General features: G+C 68.8%; 21 protein-coding genes. 9 read left to right on the top strand and 12 right to left on the bottom strand.

Going from position 1 to position 25,158, the window contains the following annotated elements:
- Positions 1-60 precede the first annotated feature (60 nt).
- On the bottom strand, positions 61-1,761 hold the full coding sequence (locus BJ971_RS27930) for a SulP family inorganic anion transporter (protein ID WP_203709740.1): 1,701 nt from the start codon (positions 1,759-1,761) through the stop codon (positions 61-63).
- Positions 1,762-2,257: 496 nt separating this feature from the next.
- On the opposite strand from BJ971_RS27930, the gene BJ971_RS27925 reads away from it, so the two are divergent.
- The 6 genes from BJ971_RS27925 to BJ971_RS27900 all read left to right on the top strand — a co-directional run bounded on the left by BJ971_RS27925 (position 2,258) and on the right by BJ971_RS27900 (position 7,979).
- A complete protein-coding gene (locus tag BJ971_RS27925) occupies positions 2,258-3,829 on the top strand; it encodes a DUF1254 domain-containing protein (protein ID WP_184996167.1) in 1,572 nt (523 codons plus the stop codon).
- A 15-nt stretch (positions 3,830-3,844) separates the two neighbouring features.
- Entirely contained in the window at positions 3,845-4,567 is a 723-nt protein-coding gene (locus tag BJ971_RS27920; RefSeq protein ID WP_184996166.1) for a ZIP family metal transporter, read from the top strand.
- A 50-nt stretch (positions 4,568-4,617) separates the two neighbouring features.
- Positions 4,618-5,046: a DUF7144 family membrane protein gene (locus BJ971_RS27915; RefSeq protein WP_184996165.1), complete on the top strand. Its 429-nt coding sequence runs from the start codon at positions 4,618-4,620 to the stop codon at positions 5,044-5,046.
- Positions 5,047-5,110: 64 nt separating this feature from the next.
- Positions 5,111-5,437: a carboxymuconolactone decarboxylase family protein gene (locus BJ971_RS27910; protein ID WP_184996164.1), complete on the top strand. Its 327-nt coding sequence runs from the start codon at positions 5,111-5,113 to the stop codon at positions 5,435-5,437.
- 366 nt (positions 5,438-5,803) lie between these two features.
- Positions 5,804-7,018, top strand: coding sequence for an AI-2E family transporter (locus tag BJ971_RS27905; protein ID WP_184996163.1), 1,215 nt, complete (start codon positions 5,804-5,806; stop codon positions 7,016-7,018).
- A 79-nt stretch (positions 7,019-7,097) separates the two neighbouring features.
- Positions 7,098-7,979 carry a YhjD/YihY/BrkB family envelope integrity protein gene (locus BJ971_RS27900; protein ID WP_184996162.1) on the top strand — a complete coding sequence of 294 codons (882 nt, stop codon included), beginning with the start codon at positions 7,098-7,100 and terminating at the stop codon, positions 7,977-7,979.
- A 228-nt stretch (positions 7,980-8,207) separates the two neighbouring features.
- Here the strand turns inward: BJ971_RS27900 and BJ971_RS27895 are convergent, their stop codons facing one another.
- The 5 genes from BJ971_RS27895 to BJ971_RS27875 all read right to left on the bottom strand — a co-directional run bounded on the left by BJ971_RS27895 (position 8,208) and on the right by BJ971_RS27875 (position 12,148).
- A complete protein-coding gene (locus BJ971_RS27895; RefSeq protein ID WP_184996161.1) occupies positions 8,208-8,909 on the bottom strand; it encodes a hypothetical protein in 702 nt (233 codons plus the stop codon).
- A gap of 73 nt (positions 8,910-8,982) precedes the next feature.
- Positions 8,983-10,026, bottom strand: a complete 1,044-nt coding sequence (locus BJ971_RS27890; RefSeq protein ID WP_184996160.1) for a tyrosine-type recombinase/integrase — start codon at positions 10,024-10,026, stop codon at positions 8,983-8,985.
- Positions 10,023-10,349, bottom strand: a complete 327-nt coding sequence (locus BJ971_RS27885; protein WP_184996159.1) for an AbrB/MazE/SpoVT family DNA-binding domain-containing protein — start codon at positions 10,347-10,349, stop codon at positions 10,023-10,025. Before BJ971_RS27885 ends, BJ971_RS27890 begins: the two co-directional genes overlap by 4 nt.
- A 222-nt stretch (positions 10,350-10,571) precedes the next feature.
- Positions 10,572-11,135, bottom strand: a complete 564-nt coding sequence (locus BJ971_RS27880; RefSeq protein WP_184996158.1) for a universal stress protein — start codon at positions 11,133-11,135, stop codon at positions 10,572-10,574.
- Between the two features lie 41 nt (positions 11,136-11,176).
- Entirely contained in the window at positions 11,177-12,148 is a 972-nt protein-coding gene (locus tag BJ971_RS27875) for a magnesium transporter CorA family protein (protein ID WP_184996157.1), read from the bottom strand.
- Positions 12,149-12,581: 433 nt separating this feature from the next.
- Between BJ971_RS27875 and BJ971_RS27870 the strand changes: the two genes are divergently transcribed.
- Entirely contained in the window at positions 12,582-12,788 is a 207-nt protein-coding gene (locus tag BJ971_RS27870) for a hypothetical protein (protein WP_184996156.1), read from the top strand.
- A 648-nt stretch (positions 12,789-13,436) separates the two neighbouring features.
- Positions 13,437-15,800 carry a glycoside hydrolase family 65 protein gene (locus BJ971_RS27865; protein WP_184996155.1) on the top strand — a complete coding sequence of 788 codons (2,364 nt, stop codon included), beginning with the start codon at positions 13,437-13,439 and terminating at the stop codon, positions 15,798-15,800.
- Between the two features lie 28 nt (positions 15,801-15,828).
- Here the strand turns inward: BJ971_RS27865 and BJ971_RS42555 are convergent, their stop codons facing one another.
- The 3 genes from BJ971_RS42555 to BJ971_RS27855 all read right to left on the bottom strand — a co-directional run bounded on the left by BJ971_RS42555 (position 15,829) and on the right by BJ971_RS27855 (position 16,905).
- Complete coding sequence (locus BJ971_RS42555; RefSeq protein WP_203709738.1) at positions 15,829-16,041, bottom strand: hypothetical protein; 213 nt, start codon at positions 16,039-16,041, stop codon at positions 15,829-15,831.
- Between the two features lie 391 nt (positions 16,042-16,432).
- Positions 16,433-16,558, bottom strand: a complete 126-nt coding sequence (locus BJ971_RS41650) for a hypothetical protein (protein ID WP_260416112.1) — start codon at positions 16,556-16,558, stop codon at positions 16,433-16,435.
- 41 nt (positions 16,559-16,599) lie between these two features.
- Entirely contained in the window at positions 16,600-16,905 is a 306-nt protein-coding gene (locus BJ971_RS27855) for a three-helix bundle dimerization domain-containing protein (protein WP_184996154.1), read from the bottom strand.
- Between the two features lie 528 nt (positions 16,906-17,433).
- On the opposite strand from BJ971_RS27855, the gene BJ971_RS27850 reads away from it, so the two are divergent.
- Positions 17,434-18,474, top strand: a complete 1,041-nt coding sequence (locus BJ971_RS27850; RefSeq protein ID WP_184996153.1) for a zinc-dependent alcohol dehydrogenase family protein — start codon at positions 17,434-17,436, stop codon at positions 18,472-18,474.
- A gap of 230 nt (positions 18,475-18,704) precedes the next feature.
- Here the strand turns inward: BJ971_RS27850 and BJ971_RS27845 are convergent, their stop codons facing one another.
- The 3 genes from BJ971_RS27845 to BJ971_RS27835 all read right to left on the bottom strand — a co-directional run bounded on the left by BJ971_RS27845 (position 18,705) and on the right by BJ971_RS27835 (position 25,004).
- Positions 18,705-21,491, bottom strand: coding sequence for a cation-translocating P-type ATPase (locus tag BJ971_RS27845; protein ID WP_184996152.1), 2,787 nt, complete (start codon positions 21,489-21,491; stop codon positions 18,705-18,707).
- Positions 21,492-21,559: 68 nt separating this feature from the next.
- On the bottom strand, positions 21,560-22,561 hold the full coding sequence (locus tag BJ971_RS27840; RefSeq protein ID WP_184996151.1) for an Acg family FMN-binding oxidoreductase: 1,002 nt from the start codon (positions 22,559-22,561) through the stop codon (positions 21,560-21,562).
- Positions 22,562-22,598: 37 nt separating this feature from the next.
- A complete protein-coding gene (locus BJ971_RS27835; protein WP_184996150.1) occupies positions 22,599-25,004 on the bottom strand; it encodes a phosphoketolase family protein in 2,406 nt (801 codons plus the stop codon).
- Positions 25,005-25,158 lie beyond the last annotated feature (154 nt).

Raw genomic sequence — 25,158 nt, 5'->3', positions numbered from 1 at the left:
TACATCCGGAGTTAGCCTTTCTCGCTGTTTGTCGCGCTATGACCAGCGCCTCGAATCCTGTCATCGAGCCTCGGGTCGGCGTTGTGTCGCCAGCCAATCATTCGCGGCGTGATAGGCCTGGAGGCTGGACTCGCCGACAGTTTCGTCCGCTTCGAATATTCTGACGCCGGTCACCTGTTCGACCGTCTGGTTGCTTCGGAGTTGCTGTAGCGCCAAGGGGTCGATGCCGCTCAGGTAAAGGCGTCCGCCGGCGGTGGCGAGGCGTTCGGCGTAGTCGGAGAGGACGGCGAAGGCGGTCGCGCCGAGCATGGTTCTTCCTCGCAGGCGGAGCACCACGGCGGGGTTCTCGGCCCGGCCGGGGTCGGGCAGCCGGGCCTGGAGGGTTCTGGCGCCTGCGTAGAAGAGGCTTCCGTATACGTCCAGTAGCACGACCCGGCGTGATTCCAGCCGGGGTGCGGCGGGTCGTTCGACGAAGCTGCCGTCGTCGTGCGGGACCAGCTCGACGACGCGCAGGTCGATTGCCTCCTGGTTCAGCTGCATGAGCAGAGATAGGACGAGCCCGATTCCGACTGCTGCGGCGACGGGTAGGAAGAGGGTGGCTATGAAGGTGGCGATCAGGGCGATCTGTGAGATGCGCCCGGTTCGCAGGATGGCTTGTATGTCGCCGATGCGGAATGAGCCGACCGCGGCGTAGATGAGCACCGCGGCGAGCGTCGACATGACGACGGCGCCGACCAGTCCGGAGAAGAGCAGGAGTAGCAGGGCCATCCACAGGCCGGAGAAGATGGCGCCCCACCGTCCGACAGCGCCGGCCGAGACGTTCAGGGCGGTCTGGCCGACCGAGCCGCCGACCGGCATGCCGCGAAACAGGCCGGCGAGCAGGTTGCCGACACCTTGGGCGATGAAGTCCTGGTTCGGGTTGGATCGCGTGCGGTCCGGATTGGGCGCTGCCTCGCTGACCCCGGCGCCCTGTACCAGCACGAGCGCCGCGACGGCGAACGCACCGGCGAGCAGGCTGAGGGAGAAGTCGGCCAGGTGGGGCAGGGCGGGCATCGGCAGCCCGCTGGGAATCTCACCGCCGTCGCGGACGCGGGGCACGGAATCGGCGTGCAGCAGTCCCACGAGCAGGCTGGGTACGACCAGGGCGATCAGCGCGGAGTAGGCGGCCACCCTGGTGCGCTGGAAGGCCAGGAGCACGGCGAGGGCGGACAGCCCGGCGATCGTGGCGGCGATGTCGACTCCGTCGAGGTTCATCAGCAGGTTCCAGGCCTTGGCCAGGGCGAAGGGCCCGCTCGCCTCGGCGCCGACGAGGTCCGGAAGCTGTCCGAAGATGATGTTGGCGGAGACCCCGCTCAGGAAACCGATCATGACGGAGTGGGGTACGAACCTGGTGTAGCGGCCCAGTTTCGCGATGCCCGCGAGGACCATCAACGCTCCGGCCATCATGGTCAGCAGGAACAGGGCTCGTGGCCGGTCGTCGGCGGGGACCGCCGCGACGGCGGAGCCGGCGGCCAGGGCCGCCGCGCTGGTCGTGGTGATGACCATCAGGCGGGTACTCGAGGTGAGGCCGCCGCCGATCGGGCCGAAGATGCTGGCGTAGAGGCCGTGTACGGGGTTCACGCCGGCCAGGACGCTACTGGCCATGCCGTCGGGCACGCTGCTGATCGCCCCGGGCAGCCCGGCGATGAGATTCTTGCGGGTGGTGCCCTTCTCGGGCGCCAGTCCGCGTAGCTGTTGTTTCGCCTTCTTCGCGATACCCACCCGGACATTCTCGGTGCGGCGCTGCCCAGAGGGCATCGTGCAAGCTGAATGAGGATCGCCGGTCGGCTCCGCCCTCCGGTGCCGTACCGGCCGTGCTGTCTCGGCCGCCGAGCCGGGTAAGGCGGCGGACCGTAGTCGTGCGGGCTCCTGCGTTGCGTCCGATGTGGAGGCGGCGGCATCCGCCCCGTATCGCGCCGAGTCCGCCACTCGCTTTCATGTCATATGGATGACGCAGGGAGCCCGCCGGTGGTGTCGGCTGAGGGGACAAGGAGGCAACCATGCCGTCGCCGGTGACCTTGAGGCACAGATACGCGTGTGTCGCCTTCGATGGGTGACTCGAGTCGCGCCGCGACTGTTTCTCACCGAAGGCGACTTCCCTGCACCACCACGCCTGGCGGGGCGTTCTTAGAGCTCGGGTGATGTTCCGGAACGCCTGGGCGCCGGGCCTGATCACAGGCTTGGGAAATGTACGCCGGAGAACTGGAAGGTGACTGCGATGTCAGTGGACGGGGCAAGTAAATCGGGGGTGCCGTCGGCCATCACCACGCCGGCGACCCAGAAGGTCGGAATCGGAACGCTGGAGTTCACGGACGGCTATCCGACGCGTGACACGGCGGCGAAGCTGCGCGACCATCTGGACTACCTGCACGGCATCGAGTCGTTTATGAACTCGATCCAGGGTGTGTCGACCTACGCCATCCGGGAGGGTTTCCTGAAGGCGGGGATCGCGGACGGCGACGTGGCGATCTTCTCCGGGTTGATGGATTCCGCGTCGCTGTTCTTGACCGCGAACGCCGACACGGTCTACTTCTGGACGTTCCTCGACCTCTCGCAGGGTCCGCTGGTGGTGGAGACCCCGGCAGAAACCCTGGGCTGTATCGACGACATGTGGTTCGGCTGGATCAGCGACTTCGGTCTGCCCGGCGCCGACCGCGGCCAGGGCGGCACCTACCTGCTGGTCGGCCCCGGCTACGACGGGCCATTGCCCGAGGGTGGCAGCTACGTCCGCAACTCCCGCACCAACCACATCACCCTCATCGGACGCGCGTTCATCAACGAGAACCCCGGCGACGATCCCGCTCCGACCGTCGATCGGATCAAGGCGCAGCTCAAGATCTACCCGTACGCCGCCGGAGGCGTCGGCAGCAGCATCGGCGCCTACCTGACCGGCCGGGGACGCCTGGGAGCGCCGGGCACTCCCGCATCGCCCCGTTTCGTGGAGGGCACCGGCCTGGTGATGAACACCATCCCGCCCAACGACTTCGGCCACTACGAGCTGCTCGACCGCCTGGTGCAGATGGAGCCGGCCGAGGCCCTCGACCCCGAGCTGGCGGGACAGTTCGCCGCCATCGGGATCGTCAAAGGCGAGACGTTCGCGCCGGACACACGACTGCGCACGATCCTCGATGAGGCAGTCGCGGTCGGCAACGCTGCCGCACGGACCGTCGGTATGGGTGCGCACCCGGGCGACGGCTTCCGCTACTACGACGGTGACACCGCATGGTGGAACATGCTCTTCGTCGGCGGGTTCGAGTTCACCAACCCCCCGCCCGACATCACCGCGGACGGCGTGCGGCCGTACCCGAACAAGGGTGCGCGCCAGCTGCACTCGCGCACGTCGATGTTCTACACCGCGACCGCCATCACGCCCGCCATGTGCATGCGGCTGACCGGCGTCGGCTCGCAGTACCTGCTCTCCAACGTGGATCCCGACGGGAACCCGTTTGACGGCGCGCGGACCTACCGGGTGAGGCTGCCCAAGGACATTCCCGCCGCACGCTTCTGGTCGTTCACCGTCTACGACAATCAGACCCGCTCCATGCTGCAGACTCCGCAGCGCTTCCCACGGGCCGGCAGCCAGGAGTACCCCACACCCGCCGCCGAGGCCGAATCAGACGGCTCCACCGTCGTCCACTTCTCACCCACCCGGCCCGACGGCGTCGCAGCCGGCAACTGGATCCAGACCGACCCCGCCAAGGGCTGGTTCGTCGTCCTACGCCTGTACAGCCCGCTCCAGCCCTTCTTCGACAAGAGCTGGCGGCCCGGCGAAGTCGAACTCGTGGACTGACACGAGCCGACGATCATGTTTGCGGCCTTTGTCTGGGGAGCGCTCGGTGCCTCCGCGCTGTTGATCGGCGCCCTGATCGCGTACCGGTTCGCGCCGGGCCGGCGGGTGATCGCGATCGTGATGGCGCTCGGCACCGGGCTGCTGATCGGCTCGGTCTCGTTCGAGCTCATCGACGAGGCGCTCAAGACTCAAACGGTCGGCTGGGTCGGACTGCTCGTGCTGGTGGGCGGCGCCGTCTTCGCCGCCGGTGACTGGCTGATTTCCCGCAGAGGCGGCGGCCAGCGCAAGGACCCGTCGGGCAAGCAAGAGGACGGGTCTCCGCTGGCGATCGTGCTCGGCTCGGTGCTCGACGGCATCCCGGAGTCGTTCGTGCTCGGCCTGACGGTGCTACAGGGTGGAGTGAGCGTCCCGCTTTTCGCCGGGGTTCTGCTCTCGAACCTGCCGGAGGGTATGTCGTCCTCCAGTGGGCTGAAGGCGGCGGGCTGGCCGAGGGGCCGCGTCGTCGTGATGTGGCTGGCGGTGGTCGCGGTCTCAGGGCTGTCCGCGGCAGCGGGCTATGTCCTGCTGGATCCAGCCAGCGGCCACACCGGCGCGCTGGTGCAGGCGTTCGCGGCCGGCGCGCTGCTGGCGATGCTGGCCGACTCACTGCTGCCGGAGGCCTACGGAGTCGAGGGCGTGATGACCGGACCGCTGGTCGTCGCGGGCTTCGCGCTCTCGCTCGGGCTCTCAGCCATCTGAGTTCGTGATGCACCCACCCCTGGGTGCGGCGAGAGAAGGGAGACTCGGCGATGGCCGAGCAGAGAACGTCACAGCACGGACGCGTTGAAGACAGGCCCCCGAGCGGCTGGGCGATCGGATTCACTACGTTCGCCGGCGTACTCATGATCATGGCAGGCGCCTTCCAGGCCCTCACCGGTCTGGTCGCCATCTTCGAGAACGAGTTCTACGTCTCGACGCGCAACTACCTCCTGCAGTTCGACGTCACCACCTGGGGCTGGATCCACCTGCTGCTCGGGCTGCTGGTCCTGTTCGCCGGCTTCGCGGTGCTGTCCGGTCAGACGTGGGGCCGAGCGATCGGCATCACCCTGGCCGGCCTCAGCGCCTTGGCCAACTTCGCCTTCATCCCGTACTACCCGATCTGGTCGCTCGTGATCATCGCGCTCGACGTCTTCGTCATCTGGGCACTGGCGGCTCACGGCCGCGACATCACGCGATGAACTGACCGGAACACCAACGGTTACAGATGCCGCCCGCTGCCCGCGAGTCGGAGGGATGGGCTACATGGACTACATGGAACGGCTGCGTCGTCTCGCGATCCACGACGCCAGTCTTGCCGATGAACATCTCCAGCTGACCGGATCAGGCTCCGCCCAGCTCGATCTCAAGTCCGTGGCGCTCGTCCGGCTCGCGGCGCTCGTTGCGGTGGGCGGCACGGCGGCGTCCTACGGGGCGTACGCCGATGCCGCCGTCGGAGCGGGCGCCACGGCCGACGAGATCGTCGACGTGCTGTTCGGTGTGCTGCCCGCCCTCGGGCTGCCGCGCGTCGTCGCCGCAGCCCCGGAACTCGCGTTGGCACTCGGCTACGACGTACACGGTGACGTCCCGTAGCTCACCCACCCAGCATGCCGATCCTGTCGCTCGTTGAACCGCCTCGCTGCGTGATGCGACACCGAGCCTGCGGTAGATCGAGCCGATCTCGGAGCCGGCCGTGCCGCGCGATGCAACAATCGTTCGCCGATCTCGTGGACGGTGAGGTCCGCAGGTAGGGGAGCGACCGCAGCTCGGCCGGCGCCGTCGGACGGTGGAGCGCCATCTTCGCGGGCCTGTGGATGGCCCTGTCATGCATCTCGCACGCGGATCCGCCAAGTGATGCACCACAGGTAGCCGCAGCTCCACATCCTGATTGGCGGGGAGCCGTGCGTTTCATGCTTTTCGGATGACGCAGGCGCTTCCTTCGGCGGGCAGGGTCGACGTGTGACCCATTCCGATGGTGGTTCTGCGGAGAGTTCGTCGCGGCCGCGTGGCCTGACCCTCGTGGTTGCGCTGACGGGGCTGCTGGTCGCGTCGCTGGCCCTGCGGCAGTTCGCCGGGATCGCCGCGCCCGCGCTGCTCGCGCTCGTGTTGGTCATTACCGTGCACCCGTTGACCGGGTTCCTGCGCCGACGCGGTCTACCGATGTGGCTGGCGACGACCATCACGGTCATCGCCGTGCTCGGCCTGATCGTGGGCCTGGCGGCGGCGGTTGCGCTGTCTATCGCCCGGCTCGCCACGATCCTGCCCGAGTACCAAGACAACTTCGACGATCTCGTGGCGAACCTGCGGAAGGGGCTCGCGTCGCTCGGGATCGGGCAGGACGAGATCCAGGAAGCCCTGGCGCAGGTCTCGCTCAACAAAGTCGCCGAGCTCGCCGCGACCATTCTCGCGGGGCTCGTCGCAACCTTCTCGAACCTGCTGTTCCTGCTGTTCGTGATCGCCTTCATGGCCCTGGACGCGGCCGGGTTCGCGAGCCGGCTGGCCAGGGCCCGCCGGCGCCACCCCGAGGTCGGCGCGCTGGACACCTTCGTCCACGGTTCCCGCCGCTACCTGGCGGTCGCGACGGTGTTCGGGTTGATCGTGGCAGCCGTCGACGTCGGTTTTCTCTGGCTGGCCGGGGTTCCGCTCGCGTTGCTGTGGGGGCTGCTCGCCTTCATCACGAACTACGTTCCCAACGTCGGCTTCATCATCGGGCTGATACCGCCGGCTCTGCTCGCCCTGCTCGAGGGCGGCCCCGATCTGATGATCCTCGTGATCGTGGCCTACTCGGTGATCAACTTCGTCATTCAGTCGATCATCCAGCCCAAGTTCGTGTCCGACGCCGTCAACATCTCCCTGACGGTGACGTTCCTGTCGCTGGCCTTCTGGACATTCGTCATCGGACCCATCGGCGCGATTCTCGCGGTCCCGCTGACCCTGCTGGTCAAGTCGCTGCTGTTCGACATGGATCCGAGCACGAGATGGATGTCCAGCCTGCTCGAAGGCGGGCCGGCCCCACCCGAGGACATCGACGCCGACGAGGCCTCCGGCCACGAACCCGAGGATTCCCCGGGCGGTGCCCCGTTGGTCGCAGGCGGACAGCACGCTGCGCCAGACCAGGATTCGGCCGGGCCGAACCGAGCGTTGATCAAGAAGCAACCATCGGGCGAAGCCTGAGATCGAACGCCAGGCCGGCAGGCGATCGAAATCTCGAAGGGGCGGTCGGGCAGCCGATGTAGCCGGGAAGGGGCTGTCCATGGAATCTGAGGCCACGATCGGCGGCCGCCTCCGCTCCCTAGCCGAGGGGGCCCGCCGCAAGACGCCGCCGCCATTGCTGCGCACCGCCACCCGGACGGCCACAGGCTTGCAGGAGATCGAGCCGTTCGACCGCGCGATGACGCTGGCCGCCCAGACGTTCACCAGCGTGTTTCCCCTCATCATCGCGGTCGCCGCGCTGCTACCCGCCGGCTCGAAGAGCCTGCCCGACCGCATCTCCGACGGGCTGGGCCTGCCCGACAGCTCCCGCGCCGTCCTGGAACTGGTGCTGCCCGTCCAACCGGAAACCCGAGGCGCTTTCGGCGTACTCGGTCTGGTCATCGTGGTGTTCAGCGCCACCAGCCTGTCCCGGGCACTCGCCCGCATGTACGCGAAGGTGTGGCAGGTGCCGCCCTCCGCCGGCCTGACCAACGGGTGGCGCTGGGTCGCCGTCCTGTTCGGGGTGGCGTTGTCCTTCCTCACGGTGCGGGCGCTCTACGCCGCCAGCCACGGGAACACCTACGGTACGGCGGGCACGCTGCTCCTTACGCTCATCCTGAACAGCCTTCTGTGGATCTGGGCGCCGTGGTTGCTCCTCGCCCGCAGGGTCTCCTGGCGCCGCCTGCTGCCCGGCGGCGTCATCATGGGCGCCTGCACCGTCGTCACGTCGATCGCGGGTGGGGTGTACCTGCCGCGAGCACTGGTCAGCGCCTCCCACCAGTTCGGCGCACTCGGCATCGCCTTCACCTACATCGGCTGGCTGTTCATAGTCGCGTTCGTCCTGGTCTGCTCGACCGTGCTCGGCGCCGTCCTCGCACGCGACGAGAGCCGTCTCGCCCGCCTGATCGTGGGTGAGCGACCGGACCCGGCCGGGCAGGACTGACCAAGAAGCCGAGGATCCGGGCCTTCTGCGCCGCGAGCTCGCCCTCGGTGAGCACACTCAAGACCCTTGAGCCCGCCCAGCTACTCGAGCCGGGGCCAGCTGGTCAGCCGAGGCGCCTGAGCTGGTATCGAAGTAGCAGACGAGGTTGACGTCGCCTGGTTCGGCGACAGCAGCAGGCACACCTCAGAGCCGGACAGCACGCGCTCGATCACAGCGCGAGCGGAACCGTCACCGAGCCTTCCCGGCTGCGCTATCAACGCGGCCCGGCGCTGGCTGCCACTGAAGCCGTCCCGCCGTCTCGAACAATGAGGCTGCCAAGTCCGCCGCGGGCAGCAGTTGAGACACCACCGTCGGGACCAGCAGCGACACGTACCCGCAACGGTGGCAGTACCAGCACCTGTCCCACAGCCAGCGCGCCCGACCGACATCCCGGCCGGTCGCACGTGTGCTGCGGCGCCGCGACCAAACCATCGCCCCGCACAGGGCACCTAACACCAGAAGCGCCATCGCAGCAGGCCACACCCCGAAGCCGCCCTCGCTCGCCACACCGATATTGAGCACGACCAGGAAGAAGAACCCGACCACGCCCAGGCTGATCGCCGGCACCGCCGCCGAGCGCGGCCGGCGCGGCGGTGCCAGCATGCGGGCCAGCGGGGTGACCCGAACCGCACGAGCGCGAATCGGAACAACCCCGGTCGCCGTCCCGAAAGCCTGTCCGCGGACGCTCACCTCCACGCGCCCATCGCGATATATCACCGGCACCCGAGTCAAGAACTCCGCCTGCCCGCAACGCAGACACTGAACTGCCGGGCCGCGACCGCCGCGCGCGTCGGCAATCACGCCAACCCGGGCTACCTGGCCCGACGACGCCGGGCTCTGCTGCGACATGTCGGCATCCGTCGACGGTCGCAACCTGGCCTCTCGTTCCATCGCACTGGCCTCCTCACATGTCGCAATGATCAAATCGGCGGCTGTGCCGCTACAGGACCCTCTGCCTTGCCTTCTACGACTCGGCGTCCCCCGGCAGGGCAAGCGGATGCGGCTCACCGGTCAATGCCGCCAGGGCAGTCGCAACCTCCTCGAGGGTGGCTTTGACGTAGCGGGCGGTGGTCCCGGCGTCGTTGGGGGTCTCGGCGTGCCCGGCATAGGCGAGGGCGACGCCGTAGCCGAAGACGCGTTCGACCCAGGTCAGCGTGGTGTGGCGTAGCCAGTGCGCGGAGACCTGCTGGGTAGCCACCCAGGGCAGGATCTTCCCCAGCCGTTGCCACAGGTAGTCGTACCGGCGCCGGCTGACCGGTCGGGTGTTCGCGTACCGCAGCAGCTGCCCGTCGCCGGCCGCGCGGCGTTCCAGGGCGTGCCGTTGCAGGTACTGCATCAGGGTGGGGGAGACCGGCTGCCAACGGAACGTGCCGCCCTTCTCCCGCAGCATGATCAGACACTGCTCGACGTCCAGGTCCATCGGCCGTAACCCGAGCGCACCGCCACGCCGGCATGCCGTCTCGATATGCAGGCGCACGATCAGGGCGTCCAACTCCGGATCGTTTCCGGTGGTCGAGGCCGCCTCGACCAGTTCGGCGATCCGGCCGTCGGTCAACGCGCTGCGGGTACCGGACAGGCGGGTCGGCTTGGCGACCTTCGCGGCCGGGTTCGCCGCCTCGGTGATGATCCCGTCCGCGACGGCCCGCTTGTACAGGCACCGCAATGCCGCGATCTGATGCTCGCTCGCACTGCGCCCACCTCGACTGTTGCGGCGCTGCAAGGCGTTGGCCTGGGTTTCGCGGGCGAGGGCCTCGATGTCGGTCGGGGTGATCTCGTCCAGGCGCCGATCGCCCCACTTGGTGACGGCCTTGCTCCAGTAGGTGCCATACATCCGGCGTGAACCCGGCGGTACCGCGGCGGCCACGACGGGCACGTACTCGGCGAATGTTGGTGCCGGCCGCCGTGTGCCGCCGACCGCTTGTAGGAGGTCGGTTGCGCTGATGCCGATCTGGGCGAGCATCACCCGTGCGGCGTCGAGGACTTCGGGACGAACTGGGGGCGCGGTCATCGATCCTCACCGCCTGCCACCGTGTCGTGGAGCTCCGCGGTCAGCGTCGCCAGGGTGGCGGGTGGGTAGATGATCAGCCGCTGCCGGGCGGGGAGGGCGGCGAGCAGGATCTGGTCGCCGGCCCGTAGTCGGCAGGCCCGCCGTACCGCGACCGGTAACCGGAGAAGGCCGTTCTCGCCGAGGTCCCGGTGCCCGCAGGGGTCGGTCGCGGCGATGATCAGGCCGTTGCGGATGGTGAACCGGATCCGGTCGCCAGGCGACCACCGCAGGCACGTCACGCTCGCCCGGGCGGTGATCCGGCCACCGGCGTCCAGACGACCCATCCCGAACGTGACGTCCCGGCGGGCGGGTTCCGGCAATAGCGGCAACGACAGCGCAGGCCGGCTACGGGAGCCGCGGCCCGGCTTGCGGTGTCCGCCTTCGCGGTCCTGCGGCGTCAACCGGGGCAACAGTGCAGGCAGCTCGGACACGTTAACCCCCACCAAAGTCATTCACGTTTTGGATGACTTGGTGGGGGTTGAATGCTGTCTGGCGCTGGTACGGGATCACCAAACTCGGTAGGACCGGGTGCCCGGTCCTACCGACGGGCCGCGAGGATCTGCTGCTTTCGTGACCGGGGCGGTCCGTGGCTGTCGCCCGTCTGGTCCTTCCGCTCTTTCCGCCTCGGACTGCTTGTCGATGCCGGTGTCGAGGGTGATGCTGACCGGCGTGCACACGATCATGATCCTCTGGTGGCGGAGCTCCGTGGCCAGCTGCCCAGGATCCAGGGTGCCCGGGTCGAGGCCGGCGAGGTTGGCGAATGTGTCCTTCGCGTGCAGCGCCCGCAGGCCCACACCGCGTAGCGCGGCCTCCTGAAAAGCAAAGCCGATCGCGGCGCCGCCGGCCGCCGAACCGTCCACACCCACCACGACGTCGCCGCCGGCCGGCGGCGGTCCGCGCGTGATCAGGACCGGGCACGCGGCGTGCGCGGCGACCTTGATGGCGACCGAGCCGAGCAGCAACGCGGCGAAACCGCCCCGGCCACGGTGCCCGAGCACGAGCAGGTCCGCCGTGGCCGACTCGCGGATGAGAACATTAGGGCATGTCTGCAGGCGTCCACCGGCGCCCATGCGAAGTCACCTCGGCTGTCAATCCAGGACGGGTTGCCAGGTCAGAGCCAGCCCTTACGGCGAAATATCGCGTACAGCGTGAGCGACAGGGTCAGGGTGACGGCGGTGGAGGTCCAAAAACCGGTCGCATGGCCGTATCCGGGATAGGGCACGTTCTGTCCGTAGAAGCCGGTGATCGCGGTCGGCACCGCGATGATGGCGGCCCAGCTGGTGACCTGTTTCGTGATCACGTTGAGCCGGTTGCTGCGGATGGTCAGGCGGGTCTCCAGGATGGTGGTGACCAGGTCGCGCAGTGACTCGGTCCACTCGGTGGCGCGTAGGACGTGGTCGTAGACGTCCTGGAAGTACGGCTGCATGGCCGGGTCGATGATGTGCAGGTCCCGGCGCAGCAGCGAGTTGACCAGCTCGCGCATGGGCAGCACGATCCGACGCAGCAGCACCAGCGATTTACGCAGCTCGAAGGTGCGCCGTTGCACCTCTCCGTCTCTGGCCTTCTCCTCGAACAGCTCGTCCTGCAGGGCTTCGATCTGCCCGTCCAGGGACCGCACCGCGTCGAAGTGGGTGTCGACCACATGGTCCAGCAGCCCGTGCAGTAGGTACGACACGCCGTACTTGGCGAGGTCGGGTGACTCGTCCCAGCGTTTCACCACCGCCTCGATGTCGAAGCGTTCGTCCGTGCGGACCGTCACCAGGGCGTTGGCGGTGATGAACGCGGAGACCTCACCAGTCACCAACTGCCCCGAGGCCACATCGAGCTGCACCGAATAGGCCTTGGTGAACAGGTGAGTGTCATAGCGATCAAGCTTCGGGCGCTCGTGCTCGTTCGTCGCGTCTTCCACGGCGAGGGCGTGCAGACCCAACTCGTCGCCGATCGCCTGGAGATCTTCGGCAGTGGGCCTGCACAGGTCGAACCAGACGACGCAGGCCTCATCGGCGATGAGACCCGAAATGTCGGCGATGGGAAAGCCTTCGGCTTCCAGGACTCCGTTGCGGTACAGGCGGGTGCGCGGCATGACCGCACCGTAGGCCAGGCGGCGCTCCGGTCAACGTGCCGCCCGCTGACCATAGCCGGGAGGCCGGTTTCGAAGTCGCCATCCGACCCATTAGCTGATCTTGGAGCGCTCCGGACAGTGAACCCGTCCGTCACCACTTTCGCGAGACCATCCTTGGTGGTGTCGGGCTTGGCTATCACCTGGTCAACCCGTGGAGTAGGACCATCGGCCCCGCATGCTCTGTCGCCGCATGGATGTGCCGCAGCTCATGGAGTCGTCCCGGAATGGTGTGGACCTCGATGCCGTAGCGATCGCTTGGCCACCTGCGGGGATGTCGTTCGTCGGACGTCGACCGGACATTCGCGGGTTACCTCTCGTGTGGCTAGCCTCACCGTACGGTGCCGGCGTCTTTGTTCCGCGCGGAATGCGAGCACGCGGAGAAGATCCGAATGTCATGGACATTCGCAGGGGACCGGTACTGTGCGCCGTCGGCACGACACCAGACGAGTTCGAGCTGGACCTGCTGAGCAATCTGTACGAGCGGCGAGGTACGACCCTGGAATCGGCCAGTGCGCAGGACGCGTACTTCAGCCTGGCGGTGACAGTCCGCGACCGGCTGGTCGACCGATACGCGAAGACCGTCGCAACGCGGTCCGGCTGATCAGACGCAACCCGAGTTCGGGCACCCGGGCCGCGTCCAGCGCCGAGTGCTCGGCGGCCAGCGCGAGCCGGGCAGCAACTCCGAGGACTGCCGCACCTACGACGGGGCATCCCGCCGGGCGTGGTCCGCTGTGCCCGCGACTCCACCGAGGCCTTCTAGGTCTGCTCCTCGTGCTTGCCATGCCCAGCGGCCGCGCGGCGCAGCGCTTCGGCCTGGTCGGCGGTGGAGTCGTGGGCCGCCCGGCGCGGATGTCACGCGTCCCGGCAGGCGGGTCGTAACCTCCTAGACGAACCAGCTGCTGTCGTCCGAGTCACTGAACGAGCGAACGAGCCGTGGTTCCGGCGGTCCGACGTCGGGCTGGCCACCCGCGCCTTGGTCTCAGCTGGTGGAACACCCCACCCGCATCGTGAAACATCCGGGGACATCAGCCACGCTATCAAAGCAGGACAGATCACTCTTTGACACAAGTGGATCAGGGTTCGAACTGCTGCCCTCCACACGCGACCCGTCTTGGCATTCATTCGCTGGAGATGCGGTATCGGTCAATGGTTCACCGTGCAGGGCGAAACTGAGCTCAGTGAGCTCCACCTGTGGCGGCGGGTGCGCCGATGCCTGTCTCCGGGCCTACCGAACCGCCTGGGGGACATCTTGTTAGAGCAACGCAGCTTCAGCGTTGAACCTTGGGCGATTCGCGAGATCGGCCTCGATCTTGACAATCTGGGACACGCCGAGTCGGTCTTCGCACTCGCGAACGGGCACATCGGACTACGTGGCAACCTCGACGAGGGTGACCCTCATCGGCTGCCGGGTACGTACCTCAACTCGTTCTTCGAGCACCGCCCCTTGCCGTACGCCGAAGGTGGCTTCGGATATCCGGAGTCGGGTCAGGCGGTCGTGAACGTCACCAACGGCAAATTGTTGCGGCTGATGGTCGACGACGAGCCCCTTGACGTCCGGTATGGGCAGCTTCGGTCGCACGAGCGGGTGCTGGATCTACGGGCCGGAACGCTGACCCGTGAGCTCGAGTGGGTCTCGCCGTCCGGCAAGGCCGTCCGGGTGCGCTCCGAGCGGCTGGTCTCCATCAGCCAGCGAGCGGTGGCCGCGATCAGTTACACGGTCGCCCCCGTCGACGAACCGCTGCTGGTGGTCGTCCAGTCCGAGTTGTCGGCCAACGAGGACCTGCCGTCGGGGGGCCACGACCCGCGGGTGGAGGCGGCGCTGGTCCGGCCGCTGGAGGCGGAGGGGCACTTCGTCGACGACTCGGGGGTGACGCTGCTGCACCACGTACGCGGATCCGGGTTGAGAATGGCCGCGACAATGGATCATGAGGTGGACGGCCCGGCCGGCGTCAACGTGCACTCCACCGCGGCGCAGGACATCGGCAGGACCACCGTCATCTGCCGGCTCGCGCCCGGCCAGCGTCTGCGCGTCGTCAAATATCTCGCATACGGATGGTCGTCACGGCGATCGATGCCGGCGCTCACCGACCAGGTCCGGGCGGCCCTGACGGTAGCGCGCTATCTGGGCTGGGACGGCCTGCTCGCCGAACAGTGGCGGTGCCTCGCCGACTTCTGGGCCAGCGCCGACGTGGAGATCGACGGCGACCCGCAGCTGCAGCAGGCGGTCCGATTCGGCCTCTTCCATGTCCTGCAGGCCGGCGCCCGGGCGGAACGCCGGGCGATCGCCGCGAAAGGGCTGACTGGATCCGGGTACGACGGCCACACGTTCTGGGACACCGAGACGTTCGTCCTGCCGATGCTCAGCCACACCATGCCGGACGCCGCGGCGGATGCCCTGCGCTGGCGTCAGCAGAGCCTCCCGGCCGCCCGGGAACGCGCGGCGCAACTCGGCCTGGCCGGCGCGGCTTTTCCCTGGCGGACCGTGCGGGGCGTCGAATGTTCGGGGTACTGGCCGGCAGGCACGGCCGCCTTCCACATCAACGCGGACATCGCCGACGCCGTGATCCGGCACGGCGACGCCACCGCCGACGTCGACTTCGAGCGGGAGGTCGGGCTGGAGCTGCTGGCGGAAACCGCACGGCTGTGGTCTTCGCTCGGCCAGCACGGCCCCGGCGGCGGCTTCCGCATCGATGGCGTCACCGGCCCCGACGAGTACAGCGCCGTCGCGGACAACAACCTCTACACCAACCTCATGGCGCAACGGAACCTACGCGGCGCCGTCGAGGCCTGCGACCGCCACCCCGAGCAGGCTCTGTCGCTGGGCGTCGACCAGGACGAACTCGCGCTGTGGCGCGACGCCGCCAAGGCCATGGTCCTGCCGTACGACGAGAAACTCGGCGTGCACGCGCAATCGGAGGCCTTCACCGACCACGCGCCCTGGGACTTCGCCAACACACCGGCGGACAAGTATCCACTGATGCTGCACTTCCCCTACTTCGACATCTACCGCAAGCAGGTGGTCAAGCAAGCGGATCTGGTACTCGCGATGCAGTTGTGCCCGGAGGCGTTCACGGCGGAACAGAAGGCCCGGAACTTCGCCTACTACGAGCGCATCACCGTCCGGGACTCCTCCCTGTCGGCCGCCACCCAGGCGGTGCTGGCAGCGGAGACGGGACACCTCACGCTCGCCTACGAATACCTGTGTGAAACGGCTCTGCTGGATCTGGGTGACCTGGCCGGGAACACCGAGCATGGCCTGCACATAGCGGCGCTGGCCGGTGCCTGGTCCGGTGTGGTCGCGGGCTTCGGCGGCCTGCGTCATCTGGGGACCGGCCTGGCGGTCGCTCCCCGGCTGCCGGAGCAGTTGTCGCGGATCGCTTTCCGGCTCCGGTGGCGTGGTCGTCGGCTGCTGGTGGAGATCACCGATGCTCAGGTTGAATACCGTCTGCTGGACGGCGCCGACCTTGAGCTGAGGCACCACGGGACGCTGATCACCGTGCCTCGCGCCGGATCGGTGATACACCCGGTGCCCGCCTTCGGGGCGGTCGAGCCGGTCCACCAGCCGCCCGGCCGTGAGCCCCTCGCCCGCCGGGCCGCAGCCGGGCGGGCGTAGATCGGTGGCAGCCTGTAGCGCCGGCTGTCTACTGGGCGTCCCAGGAGTGGATGTGGCGCATCAGAGTCCGGCTCTTGGTTTGTACTTCGTCCATGCGGGCGAGGATGTCGTCGAGGGTTCGGATGGCCTCGACAATGTACGGGCCCTTGTTGAGCATGACGCACTCGGCGCGTTCGCCGGCCGCAGCGTCGGTGATCTCGGCTCGTGAGGGTTGTCCGGTCTTGGCGAGGGTCTCCAGCACCTGCGTCGCCCAGATGACCGGTACGTGCGCGGCCTCGCACAGGCCACATCCATGCCGGCGTCCACCAGCGAGGCCACGAGCCCGGGGTCGTCCGCGGCTTCGCTCGCGAACGTCACCATGATCCTGGTGGGTCGGCTGGGCCGCGGCGGCCCGAAGACAGCGTCGGAATTGGTTTTCAGGATCGCATCGCCCCCGTCGAGGGCGCTGTTGATCGCGTCGAGGTTCCAGGGCCCGGTGTCGCCGCGCAGCGCGGCCAGCACGTTTCGGGCGGCGTGGACTTTCGCCCGAACGTTGGCCTCTGCCGTCGCCAGTGAGGTGGCACCGATGTCCATAAGGTCGTTCTGCAGTTCTCGTCGATCGTGGCGGCGCAGGCACGTGTAGTGCACCAGGTTCACCGCTCTGCGCGGTGCGCCGGCGCCACGGCGGCGATGGCAGGGCCATTCTCGGCCTCGGCTCGAGTGAGATCGTCGAGCAACGTGTCCAGCCTGGCGATCAACATGTCCAGAGGCTCCGGCATCAACACTCCCGTTCCCTCGGCGTGGTGGTGAAGCGGAATCCCTAGCGACTTGGGAGCGGTGTTTCGATCGACCGGCGCACGAGACGCTCGACGAAAATGCTGACAAAAATGCGGATACGGGCCGCGGCAAAGTCGCGATAGAACCCGCGTACCCGGCTGTCGAGGTCGGCGCTCGAGATCTGTTCTCTGGTGTAGCGTCGCTCGAGCCGGCCGACGATCTCACCGATTTGTTCGTCGTCGTTTCGCTCAATTGTCAGCGATGCCATCCGGCCGGATTCCGTCCCGGGCGGAACTGGAAATGTCGGCTCGGCGGCATTTTGGCGGACACGTTGTTCCGGCATCGTCATCACGGCCTCATCTCGTTGAATTCAAGCCTCGCACGCTTGCTGCGGGTCACCCTCGATGCGGGCATGAACAATGGAAGTCGGCAGGAGCCGGCAAGGTCAATTCATTTGGCTGGAGATCGGCCCGCCACCGGCGGGACTGAAGCCTCTGCCCGACGTCGCGTCGGCGGGACGAGAGTGGACATGACACCGACCGTGCCGGAGAGCGGGAGGAGGCGTACGGTCAAGGCGTCACTCCGGTCCCCGGTGGCTGTCAACACCGCCGCTCGCCGACTCGCCTGCCGAGCCGCAGGACTCATCGACCAAGTCGCCCACCATGGCGCGGTCTTCCCCTCCTATCGGGCAACGCCACGCCGATCAACGGCAGAGTGACGATCGGCGAGGCGGAACCAGCGACGACTCCCACGAGGAACCGCAGGTGCCGACACAATGCCGGGGCGGCCGGTTGCGTGCGCCTGAGTTCGATTGCATGCGCGGCGGAGGCACCCGCGGCGCCATCACCTGGGCACAACCGAACCTGAAGGGCTGGTCATGAAGGCACTCGTCTATCACGGTCCCGGGCAGAAGAGCTGGGACGACGTTGCGGATCCCCGTATCGTCGACGACACCGACGCGATCATCGGCGTCGACGCCACCACGATCTGCGGCACCGACCTGCATATTCTCAAGGGTGATCTGCCGGATATCACGTCAGGGCGGGTCCTCGGCCACGAAGCCGTCGGCACGGTCGAGGCCGTCGGCTCGGCCGTCACCACGGTCCGGCCCGGTGATCGGGTTGTGGTCTCGTGTATCAGCGCCTGCGGTCGCTGCCGTTACTGCCGTGAGGCCGGCTACGGGCAATGCCTCGGGGGTGGCGGCTGGATTCTCGGCCACAAGATCGACGGCACCCAGGCCGAATTCGTCCGGGTTCCGTTCGCCGACACCTCGACCTACCTGATCCCGGCCGGTCTGGACGACGAAGCGGTGCTGATGCTCTCCGACATCCTGCCGACCGGGTACGAGGTCGGTGTCGTCAACGGCGGCATCCGGGCCGGTGACACGGTGGCGATCGTCGGCGCCGGACCGATCGGACTGTCCGCGATCATGAGCGCCCGGCTCTACAGCCCCAGCCACATCATCGCCATCGACCTCGCCGACACCCGGCTGGAGGCCGCGAAACAGTTCGGCGCCGATGTCACGGTCAACCCGGCCCGGCAGGATCCGGCACAGATCATCGCCGGGTTCACCGACGGACTCGGCGCCGACGTCGCGATCGAAGCCGTCGGGCTGAGCGATACCTTCGAGATGTGCACCCGCCTGGTACGCCCCGGCGGCCGCGTCGCCAACGTCGGCGTCCACGGCAAACCGGCGACGCTGCACCTGGAAGACCTATGGACGCGCAACGTCACCATCACCACCGGCCTCGTCGACACCTGGTCCACCCCGACGCTGCTGAAGCTGCTGCGTACGGGACAGCTCACCCCGCAGAGGTTCATCACCCACCGGTTCGCGCTCGACCAGGTCATCGACGCCTACGAGGTGTTCAGCCGCGCCGGCGACACCGGCGCACTCAAAGTCCTACTGCACAAGTAGCGGCCCGGGCGAGGCGCACCCGCTCGGCGAGGCGTCGTCCGGTGGTGCGGTGGTCGCGCCGGTACTGGTCAGCCGGGTGCGGGGTCCGCGGCTTCGCTGCGCTGTGCGTGTTCGGCGGCGGCCAGTTCGAGGACCTGGTCGGGCCGCAGCGTGTACAGCGCGGTGTCCTGGGCCTCGACGGCCGCGGTGACGGCGGCCGCAGGACACGGAAGGTGCGGTTCGGGTCGCGGTCATGATTTACCACCGTCTTTCCGATCGGTGCCGGCCTGTCGCGCGACACCGACAGGAGTGCGGGCGACACGCCCGGTTCCTGACGTCGGCCACGGCCGGGCCGGCTCCGGGCGCGCCGGAGCGGGCCTACCGGCCTTGCCCGGTGCGGGCGGGGTCGGGTGGATGCGGCGGTCCAGGCGGATGGCGGCGTAGCCCAGGGTCGAGACGGCAGTCACGATCAGCAGGTCGGCGGCGGTGACCGGTTCGGTGCCGAGGAGCTGACGCAGCGGCGCGATGTAAACGGCGGCAACCTGCAGCAGCAGGGCGGCGCCGACGGCGGCGAACAGCATGGGGTTGGCCGCCGTGCCGGGGCGGGCGCGTGATCCCAGGGCCACGGCGAGCTGGGCCAGGCCCAGAGCGAGGAACGTCAAAGTTTGCCAGGGCCGGTCGGTGGCATGCGCCCACACGCCGACGCCGATCGTGACGGCGGCGATGACCGCCCCGACGCGCAGGACGCGTTGCCACATGCCGGCGCCGAGGATGGTTTCGGCCGGCGGGCGTGGGGGTTTGCGCATGGCGGCCGGGTCGGCGGGTTCGCTGCCCATTGCCAGGCCGGGCAGGCCGTGGGTGAGCAGGTTGATCCAGAGGATCTGGGCCGGGAGCAGGGGCAGGGGCAGCCCGACGAACGGCCCGGCGAGCATCACGGTGATCTCGGCGGTGCCGCCGGACAGGGCATAGAGCAGGAACCGGCGGATGTTGGCGTAGACGCGGCGGCCCTCCTCCGCGGCGGCCACGACGGTGGCGAGCTCGTCGTCGGCGAGGACCAGGTCGGCGGCTTGGCGGGCGACTTCGGTGCCGCGTTTACCCATGGCCACGCCGATGTCGGCACGGTGCAGGGCGGGGCCGTCGTTGACGCCGTCGCCGGTCATCGCGACGATCTCTCCGGCGTCGCGCAGGGCGTCGATGATGGCGACCTTCTGCTGCGGGGTGGCGCGTGCGAAGACCCGTGCGCCGCGCGTGGCTGCCGGTCCGGGATCGGTGGTACGGCAGTCGACCGCCGCCTCGCCGGCGTCGATGATGTGCAGCTCGGTGGCGATCGCGGTGGCGGTGGCCGGGTGGTCGCCGGTGATGAGGACCGGGGTGATGCCGGCGTCCCGGCAGGCGGCGATGGTGGCGGCCGCGGAGGCGCGCGGCGGATCGAGGATCGCGACGAGGCCGAGCAGGTGCAGGCCGTGCTCGTAGCCTGCGGCATCGTCGGGCACGGTGTCGCGATCGGCCTGGGCCACGGCGAGGACCCGCAATCCTTCGTGGGCGAGCGCGTCGGCGCGATCCGCGGCCTGCCGCAGCACGTCGGGGTGGTCGGTCAGGATCGCCGCGTGCAGTAGCGACTCCGGGGCTCCCTTGCAGATGATCTGTGTGCGGCCGTCGGGCCCGCGGTGTGCGGTGCTCATCCGTTTGCGGTCGCTGTCGAACGGCGCCTCACCCTGCCGGGGCGATGCCTGGTGCAGCGCGTCGACGTCGATTCGGAGTTTGCCGCCGGCGCTCAGCAGCGCCGCCTCGGTGGGATCACCGACGGCCAGCCAGTCGTCATTGTCGGGGCCGGGCGCTCGCAGTGACGCGTCGTTGCAGAGCACCGCCGCCCGTACCAGCTCGACCAGGTCGGGGGCCTGGTCGGGCGAGATGATGTCGCCGTCGCGGTGGATCTGCCCGTCGGGGGCGAACCCGGATCCGCTGATGGATGCGTCGCCGTGTGCGGTCCACAACTGCCGGACGACCATGGTTCCTTCGGTGAGGGTGCCGGTCTTGTCGGTGGCGAGGACGGTGACCGACCCGAGGGTCTCCACCGCGGGCAACCTGCGGATCACCGCCTGGCGGGCGGTCATCCGGCGTGCGCCCAGGGCGAGGCTGAGGGTGACCACGGCCGGCAGGGACTCCGGCACGGCGGCCACCACCAGGCTGACCGCGGTGACGATCATCAGCTGCAACGGTTGTCCACGTACCAGGCCGAGAGCCAGGACCAGCCCGCAGAGCAGCAGTGCGCCGGCGGCGAGCTGCCGGCCCACACCGGCCAGGCGCCGCTGCAGCGGCGTCAGCCCAGGCCGGGTGACCAGCATGGCGGCGATACGGCCCATCGCACTGGCCGGGCCGGTGGCGGTGACGACGGCGTGTCCGCGGCCACGGACGATCACGGTGCCGGCCGAAACGACCGTTGACGCGGGCGCCGCCGTACCCCTGCCGGTGGTGGCGGACTTGTCGACGGGCACGGATTCGCCGGTCAGGGCCGCCTCGTCGACGAGCAGGGCGACCGACTCGACGACGCGGGCGTCCGCGGGCACGACGTCGCCTTCGGCCAGGACCAGCAGATCGTCTATGACGAGGTCGGCGGCGGGGACTTCGCGCTGCCTGCCGTCGCGGACCAACCGGGCGGCCGGGGCGGTCAAGGCGGACAGGGCGGTGATGGCCCGCTCCGCCTTGATCTCCTGCAGCACCCCGACGGTGGTGTTGACGACGATGACCAGCATGATGACGGACGCGTCCGTGAAGTCGGCGGTTGCGAGGGTGAACCCGGCCGCGGCAAGCAGAACCAGGACCAGCGGGTCACGTAACTGCGCGACGATCCTCCGCCACAGCGGGGTGGGCCGCGGTGACGGCAGCACGTTGCCGCCGTCGCGGGCCAGCCGCGCCGCGGCTTCACCCGACGACAGGCCGACGGCGTCGGTCGAGGTGCGGCCCGCGTCGGCGGGCTCCCCGCGTGAGGCGGAGGCGAGGACCGCATCCGGTGCGGTCTGCAACTTCGGTACGGTCATGTCTCGTCCGCCTCCTTGTCGCGATCGTGGTGACGACCCGCGTGGGCCGCCTGGTGTCCCGCGGCGGTTCAGGCTCGCTCGATGACCTGTTCGGTGGGTAGCCGCGGGGTGTGCGGGGGTGCCGTGCCTGCCGGATCGGGGGTGCTGAAGCGCAGCACGAGCTGCGGGTGGCCGAGGTCGGCCAGCAGGCACCGGATGTGTTCTCGGGTGGCAGCCACTTCAATCGTGGCGCTCAGCGGCACGACGGACACGCCGAGCTCGATGGCGGTGAGCCAGGCGGCGGACAGCGTCTCGCCGGCGCGCAGCCAGTCGAGCTTGCCGTCCCCAGGTCCGTAGAGGACCGCGAACCTGGCGGCGTTCTCATGCGCCTCGGAGATGGGCAGGTCGCCGTGGTGCCCGAAGTCGCGACCGGGCACGGTCGTCTGCGGGGCGTGGTCACCGATGGCGGAGTCCGGGATGCCGCTGCCCAGTAGCCGGGTGCCGCCGGTCCAGTAGCCGAGCTCGGCCTGCCAGGCGACGTCCTCTACCTCCGCGCGCTGGGCTTGGTCGGCGGCGGTGGCCAGGTCGTACACCTGGTCGGGGCGGAGCAGATGCAGTCCGGCGCCGGCGGATTCGGCGGCCGCGACGATGGCGCTCAGCGTGTCGGCGTCGACCGGGGTGCTCACGACGGGCCGGCGGTCGGTGTGCCGTACGCCGATGGTCTGCAGGTGGCGTATCGCCGCGGGGGTGACCGGAATCCGGTGGTCGAGGCGTAGTTGCGCGAGGTGGTCGGGGTGCGCGGGGTTCGGCATGCGGGCGATCAGGGTGTGCCAGCCGGCGGCGGCGAGGCTGACCAGGGCGTGGTGCAGGGCGGCGCCGCAGCTCAGGATGGCGAGGCGGGATTCGGGATCGGTGACCTCGAGGCCGCGGCTGTGATCGAGGTAGAGGTCGAGTTGGTTGTCGGTGAGGCGCCAGCGCCACGGTTGGGTGTTGTGGATCGACGGGGCGTGGCCCGCGGTGGTGGCGGCGTTGGACAGTGCCCGGGCCTCGGCGCGGGTGTCGGCGGCTCGGATTGCAGCGTCGGTGTTCATTGTCGGTTCCCTCCAGGAAGGCTGAACCCGGGCCGGGTCAGGGCGTGCGCGGCCAGACCCAGTCGCGGATTTCGGGCAGGTCCTCGCCGGTGCGGCGGACGTAGGCGCGGTGTTCGGCGCGCTTGTCGACCATCTGCTGCCGAAGGACCGCAGCCCGGCGCCCGAGGCCCGGTACCCGGTCGATGACGTCGGTGACGAGGTGGAAGCGGTCCATGTCGTTGACGACGAGCATGTCGAACGGCGTGGTCGTGGTGCCCTCCTCCTTGTAGCCGCGTACGTGCAGGTTCGCGTGGTTGGTGCGCCGGTAGGTCAGCCGGTGGATCAGCCAGGGGTAGCCGTGGTAGGCCATGATGATCGGCCGGTCGGTGGTGAAGATGGCGTCGAACTCCGGGTCCGGCAGGCCGTGCGGGTGTTCGGAGTCGGGTTGCAGGCGCATCAGGTCGACGACGTTGACCACCCGTACCTTGAGGTCGGGCAGATGCTGCCGCAGCAGGTGGGTCGCGGCGAGGATCTCGTAGGTCGGTACGTCTCCGGCGGCGGCGAGGACGACGTCGGGGTCCCCGCCGTCGTTGCTCGCCCAGTCCCAGATGCCGAGGCCGCGGGCGCAGTGCAGGGCGGCGTCGTCCATGTCGAGCCAGGTGGGTGCGGGTTGCTTGCCTGCGACGATGACGTTGACGTAGTCGCGGCTGCGCAGGCAGTGGTCGGTCACCGAGAGCAGGGTGTTGGCGTCCGGCGGCAGGTAGACCCGGACAACCTCGGCCTTCTTGTTGACGACGTGGTCGATGAAACCCGGGTCCTGGTGGGAGGTGCCGTTGTGGTCCTGGCGCCACACGTGCGAGGTGAGCAGGTAGTTCAGCGACGGGACGGGCTTACGCCAGCCGAGGTGCCGGGTGGTCTTGAGCCACTTGGCGTGCTGGTTGAACATCGAGTCGACGATGTGGATGAACGCCTCGTAGCAGGAGAACAGGCCGTGCCGGCCGGTCAGCAGGTATCCCTCGAGCCAGCCCTGGCAGGTGGTCTCGGACAGGATCTCCATGACCCGGCCGCGCCGGTCCAGGTGCTGGTCCACCTCGTCGATGCGGGCCTGCCACGCCTTGCCGGTGGTGTCGAGGACCGCGCCGAGCCGGTTCGACTCGGTCTCGTCCGGTCCGACGACCCGGAAGTTGCGGTACTCGGAGTTGGCGGCCATCACGTCGCGCAGCCAGCCACCGAGAACCCGGGTCGCCTCGGCCGTCTCGCCGGCCTTGACGCCGTAGCCGCGGAAGTCGGGCAGTTCGAGGTCGCGGGGGAACCGGCCGCCGTTGGTGTGCGGGTTCGCCGACATGCGCAGCTCACCGCGCGGTAGCCAATCGACGATCTCCGGGCGCGGTGTGCCCCGGTCGTCGAAGAGCTCTTCCGGCCGGTAGGACAGCATCCATGCCTGCAGGGCGTCGAGGTGGGCGGCGTCGTCGCGGGCCGCGGTCAGCGGCACCTGATGGGCGCGCCAGGTGCCCTCCACCTGCAGGCCGTCAACCGTCGCGGGACCGGTCCAACCCTTGGGGGTACGCAGCACGATCATCGGCCAGCGGGGCCGCTCGACGGTCTCGCCGCAGCGTGCGGCCCGCTGGATCTCGGCGATCTCGTCGAACACCGTGTCGAGGGTCGCGGCGAGGAGCTGATGGACCCTCGCCGGGTCGTCACCGGCGACGAGGTAGGGCTTGTGGCCGTACCCCTCGAGAAGTCTGCTGAGCTCGTCGTCGCCGATGCGGGCCAGGATGGTCGGGTTGGCGATCTTGTAGCCGTTGAGGTGCAGGATCGGCAGGACCGCGCCGTCGCCGACCGGGTCGAGGAACTTGTTCGAATGCCACGACGCCGCCAGGGGACCGGTCTCTGCCTCGCCGTCGCCGATCACGCAAGCGACGACCAGCTCGGAGTTGTCCAGGGCCGCGCCGTAGGCGTGCGAGAGGGAGTAGCCGAGCTCGCCGCCCTCGTGGATCGACCCGGGGGTCTCCGGCGCGACGTGCGAGGGGATGCCGCCGGGGAACGAAAACTGGGTGAACAACCGCCCCATCCCTGTCGCGTCCTGCGAGATGCGCGGGTACACCTCGGAATAGGTGCCCTCGAGCCAGGTGTTCGCGACCAGGCCGGGGCCGCCGTGACCGGGACCCGTCACGTAGATGACCTCACGCCCACGGGCGGCGATGATCCGCGACAGGTGGGCGTAGAGCAGGTTCAGACCGGGCGTCGTGCCCCAATGCCCGAGCAACCGCGGCTTCACCTGCGCGGGCTCCAGCGGCTCACGCAGCAGCGGGTTACCCATCAGGTAGATCTGCCCGACCGACAGGTAGTTGGCGGCCCGCCAGTACGCGTCGAGGTGCTTCAGTTCGTCGACGCCCAACGGTTCGGCCTCCTCGATCTCGAAGATCGAGGAGTCGATGGGAGGTGCGGTTCGGGTTGCGGTCATGATGAACCGCCGCCTTTCCGATCGGTGCCGGCTTGTCGCGCGACGACACCAGGAGTGCCGGCGACACGCCCGGTTCCTGACCTCGGCCACGGCCGGATTGTCGTGCTCGAGAAGAATCGGCGCGAGAAACGCAACTGATCGCCGCAGCGGCGAA

Origin of the sequence: Amorphoplanes digitatis, from assembly GCF_014205335.1 — a bacterium.
GTDB classification, from domain to species: domain Bacteria; phylum Actinomycetota; class Actinomycetes; order Mycobacteriales; family Micromonosporaceae; genus Actinoplanes; species Actinoplanes digitatus.
Note: the sequence above shows the minus strand (reverse complement) of the source record. Positions and strands in the feature narration are given on the sequence as shown.